General features: G+C 34.7%; 25 protein-coding genes. 11 read left to right on the top strand and 14 right to left on the bottom strand.

The annotated features are described in order from the left end of the window. Nucleotides 1-80 precede the first annotated feature (80 nt). From ACKVOD_RS08555 to ACKVOD_RS08540, 4 genes are all read right to left on the bottom strand, one after another. Complete coding sequence (locus ACKVOD_RS08555; protein WP_409209053.1) at nucleotides 81-1,856, bottom strand: tetratricopeptide repeat protein; 1,776 nt, start codon at nucleotides 1,854-1,856, stop codon at nucleotides 81-83. Between the two features lie 97 nt (nucleotides 1,857-1,953). Beyond that, nucleotides 1,954-3,225, bottom strand: a complete 1,272-nt coding sequence (gene serS / locus ACKVOD_RS08550) for a serine--tRNA ligase (protein WP_409209052.1) — start codon at nucleotides 3,223-3,225, stop codon at nucleotides 1,954-1,956. A 194-nt stretch (nucleotides 3,226-3,419) separates the two neighbouring features. Then, nucleotides 3,420-3,647 carry a CDGSH iron-sulfur domain-containing protein gene (locus ACKVOD_RS08545; RefSeq protein ID WP_409209051.1) on the bottom strand — a complete coding sequence of 76 codons (228 nt, stop codon included), beginning with the start codon at nucleotides 3,645-3,647 and terminating at the stop codon, nucleotides 3,420-3,422. A gap of 103 nt (nucleotides 3,648-3,750) precedes the next feature. Beyond that, nucleotides 3,751-3,918: a hypothetical protein gene (locus ACKVOD_RS08540; RefSeq protein WP_409209050.1), complete on the bottom strand. Its 168-nt coding sequence runs from the start codon at nucleotides 3,916-3,918 to the stop codon at nucleotides 3,751-3,753. Nucleotides 3,919-4,182: 264 nt separating this feature from the next. Here ACKVOD_RS08540 and metG point away from each other — a divergent pair, with 264 nt between their 5' ends. Together metG and ACKVOD_RS08530 are read left to right on the top strand one after the other, a co-directional pair. Next, nucleotides 4,183-6,279, top strand: a complete 2,097-nt coding sequence (gene metG / locus ACKVOD_RS08535) for a methionine--tRNA ligase (protein WP_409209049.1) — start codon at nucleotides 4,183-4,185, stop codon at nucleotides 6,277-6,279. An 85-nt stretch (nucleotides 6,280-6,364) separates the two neighbouring features. Further along, nucleotides 6,365-7,060: an HAD family hydrolase gene (locus tag ACKVOD_RS08530; RefSeq protein WP_409209048.1), complete on the top strand. Its 696-nt coding sequence runs from the start codon at nucleotides 6,365-6,367 to the stop codon at nucleotides 7,058-7,060. Nucleotides 7,061-7,122: 62 nt separating this feature from the next. On the opposite strand, the gene ACKVOD_RS08525 is transcribed toward ACKVOD_RS08530, so the two are convergent. Then, on the bottom strand, nucleotides 7,123-7,455 hold the full coding sequence (locus tag ACKVOD_RS08525) for a single-stranded DNA-binding protein (protein WP_409209047.1): 333 nt from the start codon (nucleotides 7,453-7,455) through the stop codon (nucleotides 7,123-7,125). A gap of 194 nt (nucleotides 7,456-7,649) precedes the next feature. On the opposite strand from ACKVOD_RS08525, the gene ACKVOD_RS08520 reads away from it, so the two are divergent. From ACKVOD_RS08520 to ACKVOD_RS08510, 3 genes are all read left to right on the top strand, one after another. Next, a complete protein-coding gene (locus ACKVOD_RS08520) occupies nucleotides 7,650-8,198 on the top strand; it encodes a YfiT family bacillithiol transferase (protein ID WP_409209046.1) in 549 nt (182 codons plus the stop codon). Between the two features lie 12 nt (nucleotides 8,199-8,210). After that, complete coding sequence (locus ACKVOD_RS08515) at nucleotides 8,211-8,561, top strand: hypothetical protein (RefSeq protein ID WP_409209045.1); 351 nt, start codon at nucleotides 8,211-8,213, stop codon at nucleotides 8,559-8,561. A gap of 182 nt (nucleotides 8,562-8,743) precedes the next feature. Further along, entirely contained in the window at nucleotides 8,744-9,598 is an 855-nt protein-coding gene (locus tag ACKVOD_RS08510) for an SDR family oxidoreductase (RefSeq protein WP_409209044.1), read from the top strand. A gap of 163 nt (nucleotides 9,599-9,761) precedes the next feature. On the opposite strand, the gene ACKVOD_RS08505 is transcribed toward ACKVOD_RS08510, so the two are convergent. After that, complete coding sequence (locus ACKVOD_RS08505) at nucleotides 9,762-11,810, bottom strand: M13 family metallopeptidase (RefSeq protein ID WP_409209043.1); 2,049 nt, start codon at nucleotides 11,808-11,810, stop codon at nucleotides 9,762-9,764. A gap of 196 nt (nucleotides 11,811-12,006) precedes the next feature. Here ACKVOD_RS08505 and ACKVOD_RS08500 point away from each other — a divergent pair, with 196 nt between their 5' ends. The 6 genes from ACKVOD_RS08500 (at nucleotide 12,007) to ACKVOD_RS08475 (ending at nucleotide 18,818) form a co-directional block, all read left to right on the top strand. After that, nucleotides 12,007-12,948 carry a DMT family transporter gene (locus tag ACKVOD_RS08500; RefSeq protein ID WP_409209042.1) on the top strand — a complete coding sequence of 314 codons (942 nt, stop codon included), beginning with the start codon at nucleotides 12,007-12,009 and terminating at the stop codon, nucleotides 12,946-12,948. 54 nt (nucleotides 12,949-13,002) lie between these two features. Beyond that, nucleotides 13,003-13,677, top strand: a complete 675-nt coding sequence (locus tag ACKVOD_RS08495; RefSeq protein WP_409209041.1) for an SCO family protein — start codon at nucleotides 13,003-13,005, stop codon at nucleotides 13,675-13,677. A 74-nt stretch (nucleotides 13,678-13,751) separates the two neighbouring features. Next, nucleotides 13,752-14,018: a ferrous iron transport protein A gene (locus ACKVOD_RS08490; RefSeq protein WP_409209040.1), complete on the top strand. Its 267-nt coding sequence runs from the start codon at nucleotides 13,752-13,754 to the stop codon at nucleotides 14,016-14,018. After that, nucleotides 14,018-16,117, top strand: coding sequence for a ferrous iron transport protein B (gene feoB / locus ACKVOD_RS08485; RefSeq protein ID WP_409209039.1), 2,100 nt, complete (start codon nucleotides 14,018-14,020; stop codon nucleotides 16,115-16,117). The genes ACKVOD_RS08490 and feoB overlap by 1 nt, the downstream gene beginning before the upstream one ends. 30 nt (nucleotides 16,118-16,147) lie before the next feature. Continuing rightward, nucleotides 16,148-16,972 (top strand): hypothetical protein, encoded by an 825-nt coding sequence (locus ACKVOD_RS08480; protein ID WP_409209038.1) that lies wholly within the window; start codon nucleotides 16,148-16,150, stop codon nucleotides 16,970-16,972. 253 nt (nucleotides 16,973-17,225) lie between these two features. Continuing rightward, on the top strand, nucleotides 17,226-18,818 hold the full coding sequence (locus ACKVOD_RS08475; protein ID WP_409209037.1) for a sulfatase-like hydrolase/transferase: 1,593 nt from the start codon (nucleotides 17,226-17,228) through the stop codon (nucleotides 18,816-18,818). Between the two features lie 51 nt (nucleotides 18,819-18,869). On the opposite strand, the gene ACKVOD_RS08470 is transcribed toward ACKVOD_RS08475, so the two are convergent. The 8 genes from ACKVOD_RS08470 to ACKVOD_RS08435 form a co-directional block, all read right to left on the bottom strand. Then, nucleotides 18,870-19,406, bottom strand: coding sequence for a CIA30 family protein (locus ACKVOD_RS08470; RefSeq protein ID WP_409209036.1), 537 nt, complete (start codon nucleotides 19,404-19,406; stop codon nucleotides 18,870-18,872). 172 nt (nucleotides 19,407-19,578) lie between these two features. Beyond that, the gene (locus ACKVOD_RS08465; RefSeq protein WP_409209035.1) at nucleotides 19,579-19,992 is read right to left on the bottom strand and encodes a type II toxin-antitoxin system VapC family toxin; all 414 of its coding nucleotides are present in this window, start codon (nucleotides 19,990-19,992) and stop codon (nucleotides 19,579-19,581) included. After that, nucleotides 19,989-20,237, bottom strand: a complete 249-nt coding sequence (locus ACKVOD_RS08460) for a DUF6364 family protein (protein WP_409209034.1) — start codon at nucleotides 20,235-20,237, stop codon at nucleotides 19,989-19,991. The genes ACKVOD_RS08465 and ACKVOD_RS08460 overlap by 4 nt, the downstream gene beginning before the upstream one ends. Before the next feature lie 245 nt (nucleotides 20,238-20,482). Beyond that, nucleotides 20,483-20,620, bottom strand: coding sequence for a hypothetical protein (locus ACKVOD_RS08455; RefSeq protein WP_409209033.1), 138 nt, complete (start codon nucleotides 20,618-20,620; stop codon nucleotides 20,483-20,485). 894 nt (nucleotides 20,621-21,514) lie between these two features. Continuing rightward, nucleotides 21,515-22,492: a nucleotidyl transferase AbiEii/AbiGii toxin family protein gene (locus ACKVOD_RS08450; protein WP_409209032.1), complete on the bottom strand. Its 978-nt coding sequence runs from the start codon at nucleotides 22,490-22,492 to the stop codon at nucleotides 21,515-21,517. Next, nucleotides 22,489-23,214 carry a DUF6088 family protein gene (locus ACKVOD_RS08445; RefSeq protein ID WP_409209031.1) on the bottom strand — a complete coding sequence of 242 codons (726 nt, stop codon included), beginning with the start codon at nucleotides 23,212-23,214 and terminating at the stop codon, nucleotides 22,489-22,491. The genes ACKVOD_RS08450 and ACKVOD_RS08445 overlap by 4 nt, the downstream gene beginning before the upstream one ends. Before the next feature lie 108 nt (nucleotides 23,215-23,322). Beyond that, nucleotides 23,323-23,775, bottom strand: a complete 453-nt coding sequence (locus ACKVOD_RS08440; protein ID WP_409209030.1) for a DUF6998 domain-containing protein — start codon at nucleotides 23,773-23,775, stop codon at nucleotides 23,323-23,325. A 190-nt stretch (nucleotides 23,776-23,965) separates the two neighbouring features. Next, nucleotides 23,966-24,142, bottom strand: a complete 177-nt coding sequence (locus ACKVOD_RS08435) for a hypothetical protein (RefSeq protein ID WP_409209029.1) — start codon at nucleotides 24,140-24,142, stop codon at nucleotides 23,966-23,968. Nucleotides 24,143-24,203 lie beyond the last annotated feature (61 nt).

Below are 24,203 nucleotides of genomic sequence, written 5' to 3'. Positions count from 1 at the left end.
GGTAAGTAGGGTTAAAGATTAAATTTATTTTTTATTAACAATTCACCATAAATACCAACTCGAAATTCCCCCTTCGGGGGTTAGGGGGCTATATCGCCTCGCAATTGCCTATATTTCTTTCGAGCTTCAATAAAATAAATACTATCTTGATGATTAAAGATTATTTTCTCATAAAGTGGTTTTGCCAATTCGGCTTGTTGCAATTTAATGTATATTTCTGCCGAAAAAAATAGGGCTTCGTCAATATAAATTCCGTCACTATGTTGTGTAATTATGCTTTGATATTGGCTTAAAGCCAAAGCAGTTTCTCCCCTATTTTCGTATATTTTTCCTAAACGCAACATCGTTACCGCTTCAATTTCTTTAGTTTTAAAGCTTTTCAAAATTGCTTGAAACTGGACAATCGCTTCTTGATTTCTGTTTTGATATAACAAAAAATCGCCTTTGGCAAATTGTTTCAAGGCAGTTTGAGTTGAATCGGCAACGGTATTGTCATTAATTAATAAAAAATATTCTAACGCATCATTAGCAATCAATTGAGTACTTGCCGCTTTCAACTCCTTAAACTGCTTTAAAGCCCAAACAAAATCACCTTGAAAATAACTGGTTTTAGCCGCTTTTAAACTCGCTTCATGAGCCACAACGTCGTTTTTTAAATTCTCTTCAATTTGGGAATAATAGAGTAAAGCCTGATTGTACTTTTCGTCTAAAAGTAATATATCTGCTAATTCCATTTTGGTTTTTGCAACTTCATAATCATTCAATTGTAACTCGAGTGCCTTCGTAATAATACTTTTTCCTTCCTCAGCTTTTTTTAAATTAAATGCAACAAAATGCGCCTGAATCAGTTGCAATGATAGTGTTAACTGAGATACTTCATATTGCTTCAATAAATTGGTTAATTCCGAATTGATAGCCGAAAAATCTTTTTCAGAAGCCTTTTCTATTTTCATTTTCATCAAATAGCTTTGTGATTGAATAATCAAATCTAGGTCTTTCGTGTTTTCGAGTATAAATTCAAAAATTTCTTTGGCTATTTCATTGTCTCCTTCCTCAATAGCAAGATCACCTAAATTGACAAAGCCATCAAGAGTTTCGGGATTGCGTTTGTATATGGATTTTTCTTGAATAAAGGCTTTACTAAATTCCTTTTGTTGTACATAAAACCAACTCAAATATTGGTTCCAAAAGATATCTTGACTTTTTTGGGTTCTTAAAATAAGTTCTTTCCTTAGGGCTTCATTAAAATTAGCATCGCCATCGTCAGTAATAAATCGAGCTAGTTGAGTTTGAATTTGTATTGAATTTTGTGGATTAGCAAAAGCCTCGTTTAGGAAAGTAGAAATCATCATTTCCATTTTTCCGAGTTGGCCATAAAGCAAGGCGATTTGATAATTAAAATTAAAAGTTGGCACTAGTTGAACTGCCGTTTGGTAAGACTTTAAAGCATAATCTAACAACACTTTTCTTTCGAAAATATTTGAAATGTTATACACCTCGTTTGGATTTTTTTTAATCATTTCTATGGCTTCCTCGTACTGCTTTTTGGCGGCAATTTCATTTTTTTGCAACTGAAAATTATACCCCAATTCGACCAAAAGATTGGCTTGTTTGTATTTGACTAGTCGTGATTGAATGGCTTTTTCGGCAATGCCAAATTGCTGTAATTGCTGGTAACACTCAATAGTTTTTTGAAAATACTGCGGGTTTTGAGGAGATGATTTTAATAATTCTTCGAAACTAATCTTGGCTTTTTCGAAATCGCCTTTGTCAAAATAATATTGCGCCAATTGCTCATTTTGCGAGAAACAAACTAAGGAGGAAAACAGGGCGATATGTAGAAAGAGTTTTTTCATTGATTCTTTGTTTTATCAACCATATAAGTCATATAAGTTTTTTAAAACAGTCTTAAAAAATCTCAGACCAACTTATATGACTTATATGTTTAATTATTTAGTCAATAATATCAAACCCGCAATAGCTTCGCAAAACCTCAGGAATTACAATGCCTTCCGCGGTTTGGTAATTTTCTAAAATTCCGGCTAGAACTCTTGGCAAAGCCAATGAACTTCCGTTTAGTGTGTGTGCCAATTGGTTTTTTCCGTCTTTATCTTTGAAACGTAATTTCAAACGATTCGCTTGAAAGGTCTCAAAATTAGAAACCGAACTGATTTCTAACCAACGCTCTTGTGCTGTAGAATACACTTCGAAATCATAGGTCAAAGCGGATGTGAAACCCATATCGCCACCACAAAGACGCAATATTCGGTAAGGTAATTTCAATTCTTGCAAAATACTTTTTACGTGAGCTACCATTCCTTCCAAGGCTTCATAAGACTTATCAGGATGTTCCACTCGCACGATTTCGACTTTGTCAAACTGGTGCAAACGGTTCAGACCCCGAACGTGAGCGCCATAAGAACCCGCTTCCCGACGGAAACAAGGCGTGTAAGCGGTGGTTAAAACAGGCAATTCGTTTTCGCTTAAAATTACATCCCGAAACAAATTCGTTACCGGAACTTCTGCTGTTGGAATCAAGTACAAATCATCGGTGGCGTCGTGGTACATTTGCCCTTCTTTGTCCGGCAATTGTCCCGTTCCATAAGCCGAAGCTTCGTTGACCATGTGCGGAACTTGAACTTCGTTGTAACCTGCAGCTGTATTTTTATCCAAAAAATAATTGATTAAGGCACGCTGTAATTTGGCTCCTTTTCCTTTGTAAACCGGAAATCCTGCACCTGTTATTTTATTGCCTAATTCGAAATCAATAATGTCGTATTTTTTTACCAAATCCCAGTGCGGTTGCGCGCCTTCGTGCAAAGCTGGAATTTCGCCTTCTTCGAAAACGTTCAGGTTTTCCTCTGGAGTTTTTCCAAAAGGCACGATATCGGCGGGAAGATTAGGTAAAGTATATAGTTTTTCTAGAAGTTCTGCAGCAAGAATATCCGCTTTTTCAGCTAAAGCTTTGCTTTTTTCTTTGAGCAGCACTGTTTTTTCTTTGAGAATAGCGGCTTTTGATTTTTCGCCGCCTTTCATCAATTCTCCAATGTCCTTGGACAATTTATTAGATTCGGATAAAATTTCGTCCAAAGCCACTTGCGTAGCGCGACGTCGTTCGTCTAGTTCTACCACTTCTTGAACAACGGCGGTGGCATCGATATTTCTTTTTGCCAAAGCGGTGATTACTTTTTCTTGATTTTCTCTAATAAATGCAATTTGTAACATATCCTGATTTTTTTTTAACTCTTTAAAGAACGCAAATTTAAGTAAATGTTTGATACTATTGAGACAAAGTTTTTAAGATTTCGATTCCAAAGCTTCCAGTCTTTTGAAGGCTGGAAGCTTCAAAAAATTCGAGTAAATAAAAAAGCTACATCAATTAAAATGTAGCTTTTAAAATATAAGTTGAACCCTTTTCTTTATTTAGATTTCAATGGTGGTAAGTCAAATGCTTTTGAATCACATTCAAAATTATTACGGTGCGAACCATCGCAAAATGGTTTGTTGGATGATAATCCACAACGACAAAGTCCCAATGCTGTTCTTCCTTCTAGGCCATAAACATTGCCATCTTGATCCATTATTTCAAAATCACCTTCTACTTTTATTGATCCGTTTTTATTGATCGTTAGTTTTGTTTTGCTCATATTAATGTTTTTAAAGGTCAAAGATTGTAAAATATATTTGGACTTTGTCACATTGAGGTAAATTTTTTATGTTTTAAAGTCTTCACTAACCAATCTAGGAATCCTATTTTTTTAAATCGTCACTGCTCTTTTTCTGATTTATTTTTGTTACTAAAGCTTTTAAACGTAATGCTTTTTCTTTTTTCTCTTCTTGAATTTTAGAGTTTTTTCGTTTTAGTAATTTGGTATGTAAAGCCTTATTTTTAGTGTTTTTGTCAGGTCCTTTTGGCATATTTTACAATAATTTATTGTTTACAAATATAAACAAAGAGACGGATTAAATTAAAATGAAACCCCATTGAAACTACAAATACCCTAGCCCCGATAGCAGTGGAAATCCTTTTGCTTTTTTCTTTAAAAAGCAAAAGATTGTAACGGATAGCGGGAAATAGCTCCAAATAAAAATCACAAAACGAATTTTTCACTTAAGTACGGACAAGTCGCGACTTGTCCCTACCATAAAAAATCTTATTTTTGCAGCTCATTAAATTCTATTATGTTACAGAATCCAAAAAGATATACCATTACGGCTGCATTGCCTTATACAAACGGACCCATTCACATTGGCCACTTAGCAGGTGTTTACGTGCCTTCGGATATTTATTCCAGATATTTAAGATTGCAAGGAAGAGACGTTTTGTTTGTTTGCGGAAGCGACGAACATGGTGTGGCGATTTCGATGAAAGCCAAGAAAGAAGGGGTTACGCCTCAGGAAGTAATCGATAAATATGATGGAATTATCCGAAAATCGTTCTCGGATTTTGGAATTTCATTCGATAATTATTCTAGAACTTCGGCTAAAATTCACCACGATACCGCTTCGGAATTTTTTAGAACATTATACGACAAAGGCGATTTTATCGAAGAAGTGACCGAGCAATTGTATGATGCCAAAGCAGATCAATTTTTGGCAGATCGTTTTGTTGTTGGGACTTGTCCAAAATGCGGACACGAAGAAGCCTATGGCGATCAATGTGAAAAATGTGGTTCTACATTAAACGCTACCGATTTGATTAATCCAAAATCAACCATTACGGGAGAAATTCCAGTAATGAAATCGACGAAACACTGGTTTTTGCCTTTGGATAGATACGATGAATTTTTGAGAGAATGGATTCTCATTGGACATAAAAATGACTGGAAACCCAATGTTTACGGACAAGTAAAATCGTGGATTGACGGCGGTTTAGAACCTCGCGCCGTAACCCGTGACCTTGATTGGGGAATTGATGTTCCGGTTGAAGGTGCCGAAGGAAAAAAATTATATGTGTGGTTTGATGCGCCGATTGGCTATATTTCTTCATCGAAAGAATGGGCTGCAAGAGAAGGAAAAGATTGGGAGCCGTACTGGAAAGATCAGGATACAAAACTGGTTCATTTCATCGGGAAAGACAATATTGTTTTTCATTGCATCATTTTTCCAGCGATGTTAAAGGCTGAAGGAAGTTATATTTTACCCGATAATGTTCCAGCAAACGAGTTTTTGAACTTGGAAGGAAATAAATTATCTACGTCTAAAAACTGGGCCGTTTGGTTGCACGAATATTTAGAAGAATTCCCAAATCAGCAAGATGTTTTGCGCTATTCTTTGACATCGAATGCACCAGAAACTAAGGATAATGATTTTACTTGGAAAGATTTTCAGGCGAGAAATAATAATGAATTAGTGGCTATTTTTGGTAATTTTATAAATCGCGTAGTGGTTTTAACCAATAAATATTACGAGGGAATTGTTCCAGCCCCCCAGCCCCCAAAGGGGGAGCAAGCTACTGGTAGAAATTACAACTTTAGTGATTATGATAACGAGGTTTTAACCGAATTAAAAGCCTATCCTGCAGTTATTTCAAGTTCTGTAGAACGATATAGATTCCGTGAAGCTTTGGGCGAATTGATGAATGTTGCCCGTTTGGGGAATAAATATTTGGCTGACGAAGAGCCTTGGAAAGTAATAAAAGACAATCCAGAACGCGTGCAAACACAGATGTATGTAGCCTTGCAAATTGCAGCAGCATTGAGTTCTCTTTGCGAACCGTTCTTGCCTTTTACAGCCACTAAACTTTCAAGAATTCTGAAAATAGAGAGTAAAATTGATTGGAAAACAGTTTCCGAAAATTCTGAATTGATTCCTTCGGGACACAAAATTGGCGAGGCCGAATTGCTTTTCGCCAAAATTGAAGACGAAGAAATTCAAAAACAAATGGACAAATTAGAAGCTACAAAAACTGCTAACAAAGCTGAAAATAAAATTATGGAACCACAAAAAGAATTAATTCAGTTTGATGATTTTGCCAAAATGGATTTGCGTGTTGGAACGATTCTAGAAGCTGAGAAAATGCCAAAAGCAAATAAACTTTTAATTTTGAAAGTCGATACTGGACTTGATGTTCGCACCATCGTTTCTGGAATTGCGGAGAGTTTTTCGCCTGAGGAAATCATCGGAAAACGTGTGACGGTTTTAATTAATTTAGCCCCAAGAAACCTTCGTGGCGTGGAAAGTCAGGGAATGATTTTGATGACCAACAATACAGAAGGAAAATTGGTTTTTGTAAATCCAGATGCGGATGGAGTTGCGAATGGAGAGACGATAAATTAAAAAAAATTATATAACACAAATTTCACAAATTTTCACAGATTTAATTTGTGAAAATTTGTGAAATTCGTGTTTAAAAAATATTAAAATGAACCTCAAAGTAATTGCTTTCGACGCCGATGACACTTTGTTTGTCAACGAAACCTATTTTCTAGAAACGGAACAAAAATTCTGTGGTTTGATGGAAGATTATTTGTCGCATCAAGGAATTTCGCAAGAACTTTTTAAAATCGAAATCGACAATTTAGAAATCTACGGTTACGGTATCAAAGCCTACATTCTTTCGATGATTGAGGCGGCGATGCGAATTTCGAACAACACTATTTCTGTTGAGGTCATCCAAAAAATTATCGAATACGGGAAGGAATTACTCGATAAACCGATAATTTTATTAGACGGCGTGGAAGAAACATTAAAAGCATTACATGGAAATTATAAGTTGGTTGTTGCCACAAAAGGCGATTTATTAGACCAACGCCGAAAATTACATAATTCTGGTTTGGGACATTATTTTCACCATATCGAAGTGATGGCAGACAAGCAAGAAAAAGATTATTCAGATTTGATTAAACGCTTGGATATTCAAGCAGAAGAGTTTTTTATGATTGGCAACTCGCTGAAATCAGATGTTTTGCCAGTTTTGGCTATTGGCGGACACGCCGTTCATATTCCGTTTCATACCACTTGGGCCCACGAAAGAATTGATCACAAGATCGAACATGACAACTTTTATTCCTTTGCAAATATTACAGAAGTTTTATCACTTGTAAAATTGAATAAATAAAAAAATCGCAGTTTACAAACAAAATAATGTTGCAAACTGCGATTGTAAATTAATCAATAATTTTACTTTCCTAACAAAAGCACATCATTGGCTACCACTTCGGTGATGTATCGTTTTTCACCATTTTTATCATCATAACTTCTATGGGTTAGTTTGCCTTCAATGGCAATTTCTTTCCCTTTAGTAACGTATTTTTCGATTATTTCGGCCGTTTTTCCCCAGGCAACCACTTTGTGCCATTCGGTTTGTTCTACTTTTTCTCCATTTTCGTTTTTGTAACTGTCGTTTGTGGCGATAGTAAAATTAGCTACTTTTTTTCCTCCATCAAGATTTTTGATTTCTGGATCTTGTCCTACGTGTCCAATTAACTGTACTCTGTTTTTTAATGCATTCATGGCGTGTAATATTTAAATTGTTAGTATATGTTTTGTTGAATGACTCGTTCAAATCAACAGGGCAAAGATGCGATGACTCTAAAATTTTATTCGGTAGATAACTACTTACTTTCGGTTGTAACTAATTGTAACCGTTTGTAAATGGAAAATTTTTTATATATTTGATTGGATTATAAAGAATTAACAAAGAAATGATGGAAAACGATTTTAATCTAGAAAAACTAAAATTTCCTATAGGTAAATTTAAAAAGCCAGATTCAATATCAGAAAATGATATAAAGATCTGGATTGAAGTCATTGAAAATTTTCCATCTAAAATAAAAGAAATAACCAAAACCCTTTCCGTAGAAGAATTAAACTGGAAATACCGTCCAAAAGGCTGGACTATAAAACAAGTGGTGCATCATTGCGCCGACAGTCACATCAATAGTTTTATTCGATTTAAACTCGCTTTGACCGAAGACACTCCAACAATAAAACCCTACGAGGAAGCAAAATGGGCCGAACTCTCAGATGGCAATTCAGAACATATTTTCCCATCTATTCAAATAATTGAAGGCTTACATTCTCGATGGACTTTGCTTTTAAAGAGCTTTAAAGAAAAAGAATTAAAGAAAAAATTTATTCATCCCGCAAACAACAAAATATCCTCTTTGGACGAGGTAATTGGGATTTATGCTTGGCATTGTAACCATCATTTGGCGCACATTGAACAAGCAATATTACACAAAGGTAAATTTTAAGAAAACAAAACCATGAACAAAACCTGCTTAGAATGTGGCGATAAAATTGTAGGTCGCGAAGACAAAAAATTTTGTAGCGACGGTTGCCGCAACGCCTATAACAACAAAATAAACAAAGACAGCACCAATTTTATGCGCAATGTCAATAACAAGTTGCGCAAGAATTACCGCATTCTTTCCGAATTGAATCCTGAGGAAAAGTCAAAAACTACCAAATCAAAACTATTGAGTAAGGGTTTCGATTTTGAATTTTTTACTTCTATTTTAAATACCAATACCGGAAACACCTACCATTTTGTTTACGATCAAGGCTATCGCCTTTTAGAAGGGGATTATTATATGCTGGTCAAAAAGGGAATTTGAAAATTTTTATCGATCCGCTAGACGTTCTGAAATAGTAAAAATGGGGCACGGATGAGACAGATTATACGGATGCTCACAGATTTGTTATTTTATTGAATCGATTATGCAGTCACAAATTGTGACCGCATTTAAAAATCCGTTTTAATCTGTGGCAAAAAGAAGAAAAAAGACAAAAAACAAATATGAAACAAATAAGTATCTTGGGTTGCGGTTGGTTGGGATTGCCTTTGGCGAAAGGCTTGATAGAAAAAGGTTTTTCGGTAAAGGGTTCGACTACTTCTACAGATAAACTTTCAATATTAGAAAACGCTGGAATTCAGCCTTATTTAATTGCGCTTTCCGAAGATAAAACCGAAGGGGACCTAAACGGTTTTCTAGAAAATTCCGAGATTTTGATTATTGATATTCCGCCCAAACTTCGTGGTTCAGGAGCTGATCCTTCGACTGCGCTCAGGAAGACATTCGTTGAAAAGATTAAAAATATAATCCCATTTATAGAAAAATCGGCTATCGAAAAAGTCTTGTTTGTCAGTTCAACATCGGTGTATGGCGACACTTCGACTGCGCTCAGTGTGACAGAAGATTCTACTTTGAATCCTGAAACCGAAAGCGGCAAACAATTAGTGCAGGTCGAACAACTTTTGCAAAGCAATTCCAACTTTAAAACTACTATTTTACGTTTTGGAGGTTTAATTGGCGACGACCGCCATCCGATTCCGTTTTTGGCTGGAAAAAGAAACCTCGAAAATCCAAAAGCACCCATCAATTTGATTCATCAAGTGGATTGTATAGGCATCATTCTGGAGATTATTTGTCACACTGTCCCGAAACTTCGGGAGTTAGAAGTGTGGGGCGAAACCTTTAATGCTGTGGCACCTTTCCACCCAAGTCGAGAGGAATATTACACCCAAAAAGCGATTGATTTAGGACTTGAATTGCCTCAGTTTAATTTGGAAAGTCCTACTTTTGGCAAAACAATTTTGAGTGCCAAAGTCGAAACAGTTTTAGGATATTCCTTTTTAAAACCCAATTTATAGCGTGATTGCCAAAACCAAAAATGCTTTTTTATCCAAAATTAACGGTGTTGGATTGCCTATTCTCGCCTTGTGCTGGGTTAGTTGGTTTAGACCTAATCTCTATTGTCTTCATCTATGCCTTACAAAAATCACCTCCTGAAATAACGAGTATAAATTGTTTTTTCTACCAGATTTTCACACGTTTTTCAGGAGCAAGATACATTCCGTCTCCCGGTTTGAGATTAAATGCTTCATAAAAGGAATCTACATTTTGCAACGGCACATAAGCACGATACATTCCTGGCGAATGCGGATCGGTTTTTACGCTGCTTTTTATCGTTTCGTCACGCATTTTTGTTCTCCAAACTGTGGCCCAAGAAATAAAGAAACGTTGTTCTGGCGTATACCCATCGATTAATCCTGGGTTGCCATTTTCCTTTAAATAAAGTTGTAATCCATCGTAAGCGGCATTTATTCCACCTAAATCACCAATGTTTTCGCCTAAAGTGAATTTTCCGTCAACGAAAGTTCCTGGCAAAGGTTGCAAAGCACTGTATTGATCAGCAAGTGCTCCGGTCAAAGCTGCAAATTGTTTTTGGTCCTCTGCTGTCCACCAATCTTTCAGGTTTCCATCAGCATCATATCGTGCTCCTGAATCGTCAAATCCATGGGAGATTTCGTGACCAATCACGGCTCCAATTCCACCATAATTTACCGCTTCATCCGCTTGGTAGTTATAAAATGGCGGTTGCAAAATTGCCGCTGGAAATACTATTTCATTATAAGAAGGATTGTAATATGCATTTACCGTTTGTGGCGACATTCCCCATTCTGTTTTATCGACAGGCTTATAGAGTTTGTCGATATCTTGTTTGTTTCTCCAACGCGAAATATTCATTGAATTTTCAAAAAAAGTTCCTCCTTCTTCTGGACTCTTTAAAGTCAAGGCTGAATAATCTTTCCATTTGTCGGGATAACCAATTTTAATTTGGGATTTATGTAATTTTGCAATGGCACTAACTCTTGTTTCTGCTGACATCCAAGGCAAATTATTGATTCGATTTTCGAAAGCTAGAAAGACATTCTTAATCATTTTTTCCGCTTTGGCTTTAGCCTCAGCCGGAAATTTTTTCTCTACATATAATTTCCCCAATGCTTCGCCTGTAGCACCGTTAATTACTTGCAAAGCACTTTCGTCACGTGGTCTTTGTTGTAAGGCTCCCGTGAGTGCTTTGCCATAAAACTCCCAGTTCGCAGTTTCAAGAGAAGTTGACAATCTCCCTGATGATCTACTTAACAAAGTCCAACGCATATAAGCCTTCCAGTCCTCTACTTTATTTTCTTTGAAAATAGTTTCCAAAGCAGCCATATATTTAGGTTGCGAAACAATCAGCGAATCTGCTTTTGTTAAACCAATTTTCGTCATATAAATTTTCCAATCAACAGAAGGAGTCAGTTTTTGCAAATCAGCAACCGTCATCGGATTGTATGATTTTCGTCGGTCTCTTCTTTCCACTCTATCAAATCTTGGTTTCGACATTACAGTTTCTAATGCCAATATTTTATCTGCATCTACTTTTGCTTGAGCTGGTTTTTCACCCAATAATTGAAGCATTTTAGCGACATGCAAAACATATTTATCTCTCTTTTCTTTAGAATCCTTGTCGTCTGATACATAATAATCACGGTCTGGCAAACCTACACTTCCGGGACCAACATTTATCACGTTTCTGTTGCTGTTTTTGGCATCTGAACCAATACCAATACCAAAAAACCCAATGCCTCCAATAGGATCCATTTCAATCATCAATGCCTGTAAATCCTTGGTATTTTTTACAGCATTAATTTTTGCTAAATACGGTTTTAGTGGCGACAATCCTTGCTTGTTTCTACCGACAGTATCCATAATGGTTTTATACAAATTTATGGCTTTCCCTTGATCAGTATTGGATTTGTATTTGGGATTTTTTGAGGCTTCCGCCAAAATCTCTAAAGCATCTTTATCCGTTTTTTGACGCAATTCATTAAAACTTCCCCAACTGGTCTTGTCAGCAGGAATTTCAGTTTTGTCAAGCCATGTACCATTTACAAATCGGAAAAAATCATCATTTGGTTTTACTTTTGTATCCATAAACGACACATTAATACCAAGATCTTTTTTCGCCGGAGCAATTTGCGCTTGAGATGATGAAAGTCCAAGAATTGCAGAAGTCAAAAAAACTAGTCTTTTCATAAAAATTTTTTTAATTTTTTAGAATATTTAGGTTTACTCACAAAGATATCATATTTATAAAGATGAACCCTTTTGAAATAAGATTGTGTTAATTTAATTTAAAACAAAAGTCATTTTCGTATTTTTGGCAAAATAATTTTGAGCTCAAAAATCGAAAATATTTTAGGATATACCTTTTCAAAACCCAATTTATAACGTGAGAGCCCGAATTCAAAATGCCTTTTTATCCAAAATTAACAGTATTGGATTGCCTATTCTCGCCTTATGTTGGGTAAGTTTTTTTTGGGGCACTACTTGGATAGCCTCAAAAGAAGGGGTCAAACACATGCCTGCTTTTCAATTGGCTGGAATCAGACAAGGCATTGGCGGAATTATATATGTTTCTTATTTTTTGTTCAAAAAAACACCTTGGCCCAAAGGAAAACAATGGAAAACCATATTGATCCTAAGTGTTCTAAATTTTGTGTTTAGCAACGGATTGAGTACTTGGGGTGTAAAATATATCAGTAGCGGTTTGGGGGCTATTATTGGTGCTATATTTCCGCTTTGGATTGTGATAATTATGCTTTTTAGAGGCGAAAAAATAAACCGATTGTCTATTTTGGGGATGATGGTAAGTTTTGGAGGGATTTGTTTTATTTTCTACGAGCATTTGGCTGATTTTATAAATCCTGATTTTAGATTTGGCATTTTCCTTTCGTTATTTTCAACCATTACTTGGGCTTTTGGCTCTTTGTATACAAAAAAAAAGGCGGCAAGTTTTAATCCTTATTTGGGTCTAGGATTGCAAATGGTAATTTCGAGTACCTTTATATTAATGATTACCGAAGCTACTGATACTGGTGTAAGCATCACTACTATTCCAGCTCACTCCTGGTGGGCGATTGGGTATTTAGTCATCGTGGGTTCGGTATTTACATATATTGCGTTTATCTATGCGTTGCAAAAATTGCCGCCAGAAATAAGTAGTATTTATGCTTATATAAATCCTATTGTAGCAGTATTGTTTGGTACACTTATTTTTGGTGAACCTTTAACTTTCTTCATTGCTGTAGGCGGAATCATTACTTTATGCGGATTGTATTTGGTAAACTACTCTATCCGAAAGGCTAAAACAGAGGGAGAAAATTTAAGATAATATTGTCTTTAAAATCGCTTTAAATCTTGTTATTTTGTATCTCAAAAAAAATCTATGCGCTCGCTTTTATACAAATACCGAAAATTTTTTATTGGACTGTTGGCTTTTTCTGCTATTACAATTTTCTTGTTTTACAGAGCATTAAAACCAGCAAAGTCGTTGCCTATTTTTAATCCTGCCGATGTCAATCCGGAATTGGTTGATTCGACCATGCAATACAAAAGCAAATACCATACTATTGCTGATTTTTCTTTTACCAATCAAAATGGTAAAATAATTACTCAAAAAGACTATGAGGATAAGGTTTATGTAGCCGATTTTTTCTTCACCACTTGTGGCTCGATTTGCCCAAAAATGACCACGAATCTAGTCGATGTACAAAAAGCATTTCTGGATAATCCAAAGGTAAAAATACTTTCGTTTACCGTGATGCCCGATGTGGATAGTGTTTCGGTTTTGAAAGAATACGCCAAATTAAATGGGGTAAATGATACTAAATGGAACTTAGTTACAGGCGACAAAAAAGCGATTTATGCCATGGCTCGAAAATCATTTTTGGCCGTAAAACAAGGGAAACCAGACGAATTGTATGATATGGTGCACACCGAAAACTTTGTATTGGTTGACACCAAAAAAAGAGTTCGCGGTTTTTATGACGGTACAAAAAAAGAAGAAATCACCCGATTAATCGAGGATATTAAGTGGCTTTGTGAGGATAAAATAAAATAGTAAACCTGATAATAGTCATTCAATATTTCTTTTTTATCTGTACTTTTGTAATCTTAATTCAATCTAAATAAGATTTGCAACCTACCATAGCCAGCCTAAAAAAAGGAGATTTAGCGATAATCAAAGATTTTGATGTTGAATCGATTCCATTAAAATTACTCGAAATGGGTTGTTTGCCCGGAAACACGGTCGAATTAATTCAAATTGCACCCTTTGGTGATCCTTTGTATTTAAACATCAATGGCTCACACCTTGCCATTCGGATGGAAACTGCCCGAGAAATCGAAATCGAAATGATTAACCAAAAAAAATCGGCGACAATGAAAAAAAGGACCTTGTAATGAGTAAGGAAAATATCAATGTTGCATTAATAGGAAATCCAAATACTGGAAAAACATCGGTATTTAACCAACTTACGGGTTTGAACCAACAGGTGGGAAATTATCCAGGGATTACTGTTGAAAAGAAAATAGGTTTTTGCAAATTATCGAATACCATAAAAGCCAATATCTTAGATTTACCCGGAACTTACAGCCTAAATGCTAGTTCTATTGACGAAAGTGTGGTAATTGAATTATTACTCAACAAAAACGACAAACTCTTTCCCGATGTAGCATTAGTGGTTTCCGAAGTCGAAAATTTGAAGCGAAATTTATTGCTTTTCACCCAAATAAAAGACTTAGAAATCCCGACTATTTTGGTCATTAATATGTCGGACAGAATGCAATACAAAGGAATTTCATTAGATATTCCGCATCTCGAATACCATTTGAAGACTAAAATTGCTTTAATCAGTTCTCGAAAAGGAGTTGGAATCGAAGCTTTAAAGCAACTCATCATCAATTATAAATCCCTCTCAAAAGAGCCTTGTGTAAACGCTTCTAGTATTGACGAGGATTATTTTGCCAATCTCAAAAAAACATTTCCTAATCAACTATTGTATAAATTATGGTTAGTCATCACACAGGATGTGAATTTCTTGAATTTAGAGCGAAATGAAATTCGGGGAACCTATACCAAATCGCATTCTGATTTAAAACGCTTACAACAAAAAGAAACTATCAAACGCTATCAGTTTATTAATGAAGTACTCAAAGAAGGTCAAAAAATCGATCTCTCTATTGCCAAAGATTTCAGAAGTAAACTCGATCGAATTCTAACCCATAAATTTTGGGGATATGTGATTTTCTTTTTCATCTTATTCGGAATTTTCCAATCTATTTTTGAATGGTCAAAAATCCCTATGGATTATATCGATACAGCTTTTGCTCAATTAAGTTCCTTTGCAAACGAAAAGTTACCCGCAGGTAGTTTTACCAATTTAATTTCGCAGGGAATTATTCCTGGCATTGGTGGAATATTGATTTTTATTCCCCAAATCGCCTTTTTATTCTTGTTTATTTCCATTCTCGAAGAAAGTGGGTATATGAGTCGGGTGGTTTTTTTGATGGATAAAATCATGCGAAAATTTGGTCTTTCGGGCAAAAGTGTTGTGCCTTTAATTTCTGGAACCGCCTGTGCTATTCCTGCGATTATGGCGACCCGAAATATCGAAAACTGGAAAGAACGATTAATTACTATTTTGGTTACACCATTTACTACTTGCTCGGCTAGATTGCCGGTTTATGCCATTATCATTGGGTTAGTAATTCCTGATGAGCGCGTTTTAGGAATCATCAATATGCAGGGAATGACCTTGATGCTGTTGTATCTTTTGGGTTTTGGTATGGCCATTTTATCAGCTTATATCCTGAACAAGGCCCTTAAACTCAATTGCAAAACTTTTTTTGTGGTCGAAATGCCCAATTATAAATTACCAATGTTCAAAAACGTTTCGATAAATGTTATCGAAAAAACGAAAGATTTTGTTTTTGGAGCGGGTAAAATTATCCTATCTATTTCTATTGTTTTATGGTTTATGGCTTCGTATGGCCCTGGCAAAGAATTCAATAACGCCGAAAGTATCATCAAGTCTAAAACAGCAAACAGTACAGTTTCTGATGCGGATTTAAACAATAAAATTGCAGCCTTTAAATTAGAAAACTCCTTTATTGGCGTGATGGGAAAAACAATTGAGCCTGTAATATCACCTTTGGGTTACGATTGGAAAATTGGTATTGCTATCATCAGTTCGTTTGCGGCAAGAGAGGTTTTTGTGGGGACATTGGCTACGATTTATAGCGTGGGAAATAATGATAACGATGATACTATAAAAAATAAAATGGCTGCAGAGGTTAATCCCCAAACTGGCGAAAAAATATTTAATTTTGCTTCGGGAATATCCTTATTGTTATTTTATGCTTTTGCGATGCAATGTGCCAGTACACTTGCCGTCACGAAAAAAGAAACCAATTCTTGGAAATGGCCTTTGGGACAGTTGATTTTCATGAGCGGATTTGCATATCTAGTAGCTTTGATTGCTTTTCAGGTTTTAAAATAATTTTAGCGTAATTATTGAATGCAAACTGTAATGAAAAAAATCTGTCTTTTCTTAATTTTGTTATTTTTGAGTAATTTAGCATTGAATGCTCAAGCCATCGATAAATCTAAAAATGAATTAAACTCAACCAAATCCAAAAGTTCAAAAATTGTTGGAAAATCAACCGATTCAAATTCTAGTTTTACTGATTCCGATAACATTGGTTTATTCTTAGAACTTTTTGGGTATGTCACCTTTGGCGTTTTTAAATATGGATTGGTTGGTGATTACACAACCGAAAATCATTTAGGCTATAATCTCAATTCGCATCCTTTTTCTCAAAATGGCAGAGGAAATTATTCTAAGACTGATTCTTTGAGGACCAAAAATTTCAGACTTGATCTAGAAAATCAGTATCTTTCAGGAGGGAATTCATTTGACGGTAATCACTTGGAAGTAACCATAAGACCATCTAAAAAAATATATTTCAAAACTGATTATTTTGAACTATTTGACAAAAATTTATTTACCAATCAAACGGATCGCATTTCATTATTCTATTTCAATTTGGCGTATGATCGGGTTCGCTTACCCAATTTTAATTTAGGCTGGACTTTTGGCGCCAGTTATGTAGGAAGTGGTGTTGACAAAGCTGGGTTTTCTTATGGAGTCAATGCGACCTATTTTTTGCAGCATAATGTAAGTGTTTCTATAGATACAAAATGGTCGTCAATAAATCAGAATCCAGCAAATAGTTTGGAATTGAAAGGGAAATACTTTCGCAAAAACTTTTTTGGAAGTTTGAGTTATAATCGATTAAAGATTGCATCACCAGTTTATAATTTAATTGGCATTGGCGGCGGCATTTATTTTTAAAATTAATAACTATGTACCAAGAAATATTAAGCTTTAGTGCACTTGGAATTGCAATTGCTTTTTTGTTTAAAAAATTCTTTCTCAAAAAGAAAAAATCAGACAAAAACTGCGGTGACGACTGTAATTGTCATTAAGTTTATTACTTAAAAAATCTAAAAATTGAATTGTTAGTTTTATATTTGATTAAACCTTTGTATCGGTTAGTAGTCAAAAACGCAATTTATTCTGAATAGATTTAAAATCACTACCAGAAATGCTTAGAAAAATAACAACGGTCTTCTTATTTTCTCTAATAAGTTTTTCCAATTACGCTCAAAAAAATGTAATTTTAATTATCGCCGATGATTTAGGCAAAGATTACTGCGATATGTACTCTGATCATTCGCCTAAAGTGGTGAAATTACCCAATGTAAAACGGCTTTTAGCCCGAGGCGTTCTTTTTAACAACATGTGGTCTAACCCTTTGTGTTCGCCTACTCGTGCTGGTATATTAACCGGAAGGTATAGTTTTAGAACAGGTGTTGGCGATGTGGTTGATGGCAACAATCCAAAATTAAACCTAACCGAAAATACAATTCCGAAAGTATTAAATCTGTATTCGCCTGGTGGAATTTCAAAAGCCTGTATCGGAAAATGGCACTTGACTTCATTCGCGTCTACTGCCTATAATTATCCTATTACTCTAGGTTTTGATCATTTTGAAGGGAGCCTTACCGGAGGTTTAGGACAAACTATTGATGCATTTTTCAACTGGACAAAAATAACCAATGGCACTAAAACAACCTGTACCAACTATGCCACTACCGAGAATGTAAATAATGCCATTTCGTATTTGAGTAGCCAGCCGTCGACAAAACCATTTTATTTGCAACTGGCATTCAATGCGCCACATACGCCATATCATTTGCCTCCTACTAGTTTGTTTGCCAATCTCAATAATTTATCAGGAACTCAAACCGATATTAATGCAAATCCGGTTCCTTATTTTCAGGCAATGACTGAAGCTATGGACACCGAAATTGGACGATTTTTTGACTATTTAATCAGTTCTGGAAAATGGAATAATACTACCATAATTTTTATTGGCGATAATGGCGATGATACTAATGTTGCACAAACAAATCCATCAAAAGGAAGCATTTATCAGGGTGGGGTTAGCGTTCCGTTTATAATTTCTGGCCCAGACGTTGTCAACCCAAACAGGATTAGTACTGCCTTGGTAAATTCAGTCGATATATTTGCTACGGTTTTAGAACTTTTTGGTGACACCAACTGGCAAAGTCAAATTTCTTCAACAATAGTAGATAGCAAAAGTTTAATGCCTATTCTTTTAAACACAGCCACAAGTTCAAGATCAACTGCATTTACCGAAATTTTTAAGGTTACCCCTGTTGCGGGTGATGGTAAAACGATGCGAAACACAGATTATAAACTGCTTAAATTTGATAATGGTACCGAGAAATTTTTCAACCTAACCACGGACCCAAACGAAAGTAACAACTTGCTTACTAGAAGTTTGAATACTGAGCAAACGGCAAATTACACAGCACTTTGCAACGAAATGACAACTTTAGTTGGGGCTGCTACTTATTGCAACGCTCTATATTTAAATACCGAAAGTTTTGAAGAAAATAAAAATCTAGTATTTCCTAATCCGTTTCACTCAACCATACAATTAAAATCCACTTCTGGAAACGAACAGTACGAACTGTATTCTAGTTTTGGACAGTTGATTTATAGCGGTTCGATGATCGAAAAACAAGATGTATCGGCTTTGCCTAATGGGGTTTATTTTCTAAGAATAAAAGATACAACTACGGTTACGGTTAAGCTTGTTAAGGAGTGATTTCGAGCTTGCTTGAAGTTTACACTAAATGGTTTTAAAACCAAAATAGTATTACTCCAAACCAATCCAATCAATGAGCAATTCGAAATCTTCTTCTTGTTTGTTAGCTATCAAAAAACTCAATTGTTCAATACTCTCAAAATTAAAATTTAGGATATCTAATTTGCGCCCTCTGAATTGAGGATAAAATGCGGCGATGGGTAACTTGATAGTTTCCCATTCTGTTGAAGTAGCAAATGGGTGTACATAAGACTCAGACTGAGAAACTGCCCCCTTTAAACGTAATTCATAAGACTTTCCATCGCCTTTGACACGCAAAACGATATACTTTTTTTCTTGGGTAAGTGGTATGGATTTGTTCCAATGCATCGAGGCAAACCCGCCGTTGTTTGCCAGTGACACATGACCTGAAAATTGCCCATGTCCAGCAGCAGAAAGCCTCAAGGAACTTGAAGAAACGCCACCCATAACACCATCGTTGACAACGCGCCATTCTTTAACATTAGTATCAATTGAAAAATTATAAATCTCGTCCATGTTTGATTTGTTGAATAAGCTAACGGTTAGTAAAAGTAAGAGATATTTCATCAATTGTCATTATTTAATGCTTCTGTAAAAACTAATTAGTTCTATTTTTGTTGAGGTTTTTGTTGAGGTTTTTAAACAGTTTGACGTTCCGCCGCTTTGAGATGGTGGGGATTTGTATTTATCGAGTCAACCTTTTTCAGGACAACTCATGATTTAATAATTATTTTTCAAATTATATAAGGCTACTTAAATATTCCTCAGCTGTCATAATTGGAATTGTAGAATTCTTAAAATCTTTTCCGTTTCTAGTTATAATTATTGAGCAGTTAGATTGTAAAGCAGTAAAATATTGAACAGCATCTTCAAAATCTTTGAAATTCGAATTCAACGCTTTGTCAATTGTTTCTTCGTTAACCTCACAGACCTCACAGATTATTTTAAATTTTCGAAGTTTATTCAGAACAGATTTGGCAGTTTCATATTTATTCAAAACATAATCTATAGTCGTGAATGAAAGAGGTGAGACAATTAGAGTAAGCTTTTTTTGGTCAGCCAAGGTAGCAACCTTAGCAATAGAATCAAAAAAAGGAACTCTTTCTCCCAACAAATCTAATATTACGTTGGTATCTAAAAATATCCTGCTCATTTGTATTTTTGTTCTAAATAATCAGCACGATCTTTTTTATAATCATAATCAGCTGGAATTTTAATTCCTGATGAAAGACTTTTTACGAACGGCGAAATTTGTATGTCATTATTTGTTTTATCTGAAGTCAAAGAATTAAGGTAATTTTCTATAATTCGAGATAAGCTTAATTTTTTTTCAGACGCATAATGTTTAGCTTTTTCAATTATCTCTTGGTCAAGCTTTAATGTGAGTTTAGTATTCATAAGGTAAAATGTTTATACGTACAAATATATAAATTTAGGACGGAATAAATGTGAATTTCGATTTTTTTTGCTATTACTTCCAACGTCAGTTCGTGAAAAAACTTTCGATTAACCGAAAACGGCAATAAGTCAAAACAACCTTACCTGTTGCCTTTGCTTCTAATTCGAGTTAAATATATCTTTCGATGCTTCATTGAGTAGTTTTTATGAGTCTGTTGGTATTACACATATAAATAACATTACAATTAAAAAGTCATTGCTAAATGAATAGCTTCTGCTGGAATAGATGGAACTTTAATACTTTGTATTATCCCTTTACCCAGATCGCTCGGATATAAAAACCCTCTCGTTATGGATAGCGCAGAATTGCATTCTGTGCCCATTCCAATTTATTGTCATATAAAACAACTTCTAACTCCTAATCTACAACCCGATTGGTTCGGTTATTTTCATATTTTTTTGCTCTCGTTTTTGGGCACAGAATGCAATTCTGCGCTATCGAACATTAGATGATTATATATATCCGAGCCATCGGGTAAGCTTGGGAAAAAAAATTACTGGCGCAAGTTGCGAAGCGTATGTGTTTTTTCTAAAAACTGTGCCAGTGATTTTTTTTGGAGTGTTGGCAAAGGAGTGCCATTTGAAATTTAAAACGTCCTATTTACCACCGAACGAAAAAGATTTCTCTCGCTATTGAAAACGTAATTAGCGAAAGGAAGCAAACAAATATTTGAGTTTAGGAATACTTGAGATTGTTTCGTCGATTCCTCCTCACAATGACAGTTATTGGATAGCTGAATGAGATTATTATTATTTATTCTTGATTTCCTAAAAACATTTTACCACTTATTGTTAGTCTATATTTTTGGTCTGGTGCTGTTGGAATTTTAGGGTTTGTTTTTTCAATCCATTATAATTGCTCTAATGGTTTTAGATAATTGTCTCTGAATGTTTTTTTGTTTGTATAGCCAGCAGCATTCATAATGTCATCTAATGATAGAGGCTCGGCAACTAATGATAAAATAGCAATTATGTACCTAATTTTTTTGTGGATTAGGTTGGTACTTTTTTAATTTCTTCTTTATCGATAGGCTGATTTTTAGGCCAATCAAGACTTTCTAGCTTGGTACCTTTTTGTGACCAGCTTGGTACTAAATTTAAAAGGCACTCTTCCCAAGTAGCATCAAATAGTTCTGAATCAACATTGAATTTACTTAATGAAATTTATAAAATAGATTACTATTTTATAAATCAAAATGGTACGCACAAGTATATTGTTATTTGTTAATTATCCAATTTACGGATACAATTCTATCGTAGACTGTTTTTAAAGTTCTAGTCATTTTTTCTTCAGTGGGTAATTCTCCATAGACTAGTTCCTTAAAAGTAGTATTATAGGTATTTCGCATTTGGCTCCATGTATTTTCAATATCTGCATAAATCATTGCTGTAGCAGGATGATTATCAAGCCAACTATTATTGTTCTTAAAGCTTATTACATCATCATTTGCCACTATTAGTAAGAGCTTATCAAGTCCAGGAGAATTAAAAAAAGTATTGACTTCTTTATTATCCAGTAATTTATCAATGTCATATACGTGACGGATTTTATTATTCAAATCGGTAATTGGGTCATTGGTAAATGAAAATCGCATTAAGCTCATAATTTTTTCACAGAGCGTGCGTACCAGACTTAATACCTGCACTTCAAAAGGATTAAGTTTGTATTCTTCAATTAATGCTTCTTGATTATTAGCCTTCATCATTTCGGTAACAAAAGAAGAAACTGTTGCTGTAGTGTATGGCTCAAAACTACCTAGCCAAGTAGATTCTACAATAATAATATCACGTACTTGACCAAATGCACCCTCAAAGGTTTTTTGATAGCTGTGTGCCGTTTTTCGAATCATTCCCATTTTATTGGTAATTCCATCGACTTCTATTTCGGGTAAAGTTTCCGCTACTATATTGGAAATTTTCTTGATTTTGGCTTTTAACTGATTGCCTGTTTCTGTATTATTTCTTAGAATAACCATATCAATATCTTCTGAAAAGCGTTCAATAATGTTGTAGCATTTTGATAGTGCTGTTCCTCCTTTGAAGACGGCTTCTTTCCCAATATCTGCTGTGAAAATACGGTTGAGAGCTAATGTAACCCAGTAATCTTTTTCAATATAAATTTCTGGAATTCCTTTTTGCTGCGCTGTTGCCAGTATAGCATCATTGTAAAGTTCTTTATTTTCGTGTAGTGTCATATTATATTCCAGTTTTTTGCATTGGGTAAAATAGTTTCTGCAATATTGTATTCATACTGAGACAACGGATTCAGGCTCTCCTTTAATGGTTTTACGTCTTCAGAAGTTATAAAATTTTCTAGTATTGCCCCTAAGATAGCACGAACCCGAGGTGGGTATTTTAGACCGTATTTTATTAGTAACGTTTTATCTTTTTTCTCCCATTTTTTGATTCTATCTGCTAAAAGTAATAATCCTGATTTTTTATCCATATCAGGGATTTGCTTAAAATCTTTTAGTGCATCTAAAATTTCTAATATGTAGTAGTTTTTATCCGAAACATCAATATAACTTTTAACCGGTTTACCTTTTATATTTCCTATGGAAGCAAAAATTCGTTTATCCCGACTGGCGATTTTAATTGTTTTTGGCACTTGGGTTGTTAAACCTAGTTTGTTGTATAAACTTAAACCTGTTATGTAGGCAATTCTTTTGTCGTTATCGAATAAATAGTTTTTTAATAGTTCTTCTTCTCTGGGCATTAGTTCGCCAAAAATGGTTTGCTTGGGTTTATAGAATACTCCAGTTGAAACCCGTTTTATCACCTCTTTTTTTATTAAACGCTCTAATGCTTTTGCAGTAGCGGCATACTCATCAGCCTTAACAGAAAGTGTCTGATAGGTGAATGTAGTACCTATTGGCAGGTTTTTAACTTTGTCTTCTATTTTTCTTGAAATAGTCATGCTCTATAATTAGATGACAAAGATATATAATTATTATATATGTCAAGTAAACGAAGTCATATACTTGACAAAATATTTAATTTTATGATTGTTACCTTATAAATTATATTAACCTATTCTTGTTTTTATTTTTTGGTCTTCTAAAACTTTTTCATTGAGCTTTTTTAAAACTCCAATACTCAAAGGATACCAAGTTTTATTATAGTCTTTTAAGCCCCTATCAATTATGTAATCTTTTATCAATTGACCTGGTCCATTATAGATAACTTCTAAAGTGGCATCTTCATTGATGTGAACTGCTATAAAATACTCCGGATTGAATTTAAACGAATATGAAAAATTATATTTCATACTTGCTTTTACTTGTATTTGACGCTTGGTATCTATTTCATAACAATCATAACAAGGATTGTTTTGCGGATGTAGATCAACATTAAAATATTTTTTTACTAATGCTTCCCCAATGTCTCCAACCAACCGACCATCTAAAGGAAAACCAAGTTTGTATTTGTCTCTTAAATTTTCAGTTATTTTTAGCAAAGCTATTATTTCGTTTTGCATGAATTTAGTATCATCAAAATTAAATTTTATTTTTTTCTAAAAAACTTGATTTTCTAACTGACTAAATATTTGTAATTTTCTAAACCGTTATTAAATGCCAAAATTGTTAATATTGGATGAGTTTCTTAGGTATAATTAAATAAAAACTATTTTTTTTTAGTTGCTACAAGACCTATTGCTTTAAGAGTATTTATTTTTTAAAATACAAAGCACCTATAATACTGCCATAACTACTAAACCTAATAGCTTGTACGTTATTTGGGCCAGCTTGATCCCAAACACCTTCCTGAATTACAGCACCACCCAGATCGCTCGGATATAAAAACCCTCTCGTTATGGATAGCGCAGAATTGCATTCTGTGCCCATTCCAATTTATTGTCATATAAAACAACTTCTAACTCCTAATCTACAACCCGATTGCTTCGGT

This window comes from Flavobacterium sp. (assembly GCF_046155325.1).
Taxonomy (GTDB): Bacteria; Bacteroidota; Bacteroidia; order Flavobacteriales; family Flavobacteriaceae; genus Flavobacterium.
This window is presented reverse-complemented; position numbering and strand designations above follow the sequence as displayed.

What these genes read in the sequence shown, in the direction of transcription:
- ACKVOD_RS08555 (WP_409209053.1), bottom strand. Translation starts at nt 1,856, where the DNA reads ATGAAAAAACTCTTTCTACATATCGCCCTGTTTTCCTCCTTAGTTTGT.
- serS (WP_409209052.1), bottom strand. Translation starts at nt 3,225, where the DNA reads ATGTTACAAATTGCATTTATTAGAGAAAATCAAGAAAAAGTAATCACC.
- ACKVOD_RS08545 (WP_409209051.1), bottom strand. Translation starts at nt 3,647, where the DNA reads ATGAGCAAAACAAAACTAACGATCAATAAAAACGGATCAATAAAAGTA.
- ACKVOD_RS08540 (WP_409209050.1), bottom strand. Translation starts at nt 3,918, where the DNA reads ATGCCAAAAGGACCTGACAAAAACACTAAAAATAAGGCTTTACATACC.
- metG (WP_409209049.1), top strand. Translation starts at nt 4,183, where the DNA reads ATGTTACAGAATCCAAAAAGATATACCATTACGGCTGCATTGCCTTAT.
- ACKVOD_RS08530 (WP_409209048.1), top strand. Translation starts at nt 6,365, where the DNA reads ATGAACCTCAAAGTAATTGCTTTCGACGCCGATGACACTTTGTTTGTC.
- ACKVOD_RS08525 (WP_409209047.1), bottom strand. Translation starts at nt 7,455, where the DNA reads ATGAATGCATTAAAAAACAGAGTACAGTTAATTGGACACGTAGGACAA.
- ACKVOD_RS08520 (WP_409209046.1), top strand. Translation starts at nt 7,650, where the DNA reads ATGGAAAACGATTTTAATCTAGAAAAACTAAAATTTCCTATAGGTAAA.
- ACKVOD_RS08515 (WP_409209045.1), top strand. Translation starts at nt 8,211, where the DNA reads ATGAACAAAACCTGCTTAGAATGTGGCGATAAAATTGTAGGTCGCGAA.
- ACKVOD_RS08510 (WP_409209044.1), top strand. Translation starts at nt 8,744, where the DNA reads ATGAAACAAATAAGTATCTTGGGTTGCGGTTGGTTGGGATTGCCTTTG.
- ACKVOD_RS08505 (WP_409209043.1), bottom strand. Translation starts at nt 11,810, where the DNA reads ATGAAAAGACTAGTTTTTTTGACTTCTGCAATTCTTGGACTTTCATCA.
- ACKVOD_RS08495 (WP_409209041.1), top strand. Translation starts at nt 13,003, where the DNA reads ATGCGCTCGCTTTTATACAAATACCGAAAATTTTTTATTGGACTGTTG.
- feoB (WP_409209039.1), top strand. Translation starts at nt 14,018, where the DNA reads ATGAGTAAGGAAAATATCAATGTTGCATTAATAGGAAATCCAAATACT.
- ACKVOD_RS08480 (WP_409209038.1), top strand. Translation starts at nt 16,148, where the DNA reads ATGAAAAAAATCTGTCTTTTCTTAATTTTGTTATTTTTGAGTAATTTA.
- ACKVOD_RS08475 (WP_409209037.1), top strand. Translation starts at nt 17,226, where the DNA reads ATGCTTAGAAAAATAACAACGGTCTTCTTATTTTCTCTAATAAGTTTT.
- ACKVOD_RS08470 (WP_409209036.1), bottom strand. Translation starts at nt 19,406, where the DNA reads ATGAAATATCTCTTACTTTTACTAACCGTTAGCTTATTCAACAAATCA.
- ACKVOD_RS08465 (WP_409209035.1), bottom strand. Translation starts at nt 19,992, where the DNA reads ATGAGCAGGATATTTTTAGATACCAACGTAATATTAGATTTGTTGGGA.
- ACKVOD_RS08460 (WP_409209034.1), bottom strand. Translation starts at nt 20,237, where the DNA reads ATGAATACTAAACTCACATTAAAGCTTGACCAAGAGATAATTGAAAAA.
- ACKVOD_RS08455 (WP_409209033.1), bottom strand. Translation starts at nt 20,620, where the DNA reads ATGGGCACAGAATGCAATTCTGCGCTATCCATAACGAGAGGGTTTTTA.
- ACKVOD_RS08450 (WP_409209032.1), bottom strand. Translation starts at nt 22,492, where the DNA reads ATGACACTACACGAAAATAAAGAACTTTACAATGATGCTATACTGGCA.
- ACKVOD_RS08445 (WP_409209031.1), bottom strand. Translation starts at nt 23,214, where the DNA reads ATGACTATTTCAAGAAAAATAGAAGACAAAGTTAAAAACCTGCCAATA.
- ACKVOD_RS08440 (WP_409209030.1), bottom strand. Translation starts at nt 23,775, where the DNA reads ATGCAAAACGAAATAATAGCTTTGCTAAAAATAACTGAAAATTTAAGA.
- ACKVOD_RS08435 (WP_409209029.1), bottom strand. Translation starts at nt 24,142, where the DNA reads ATGGGCACAGAATGCAATTCTGCGCTATCCATAACGAGAGGGTTTTTA.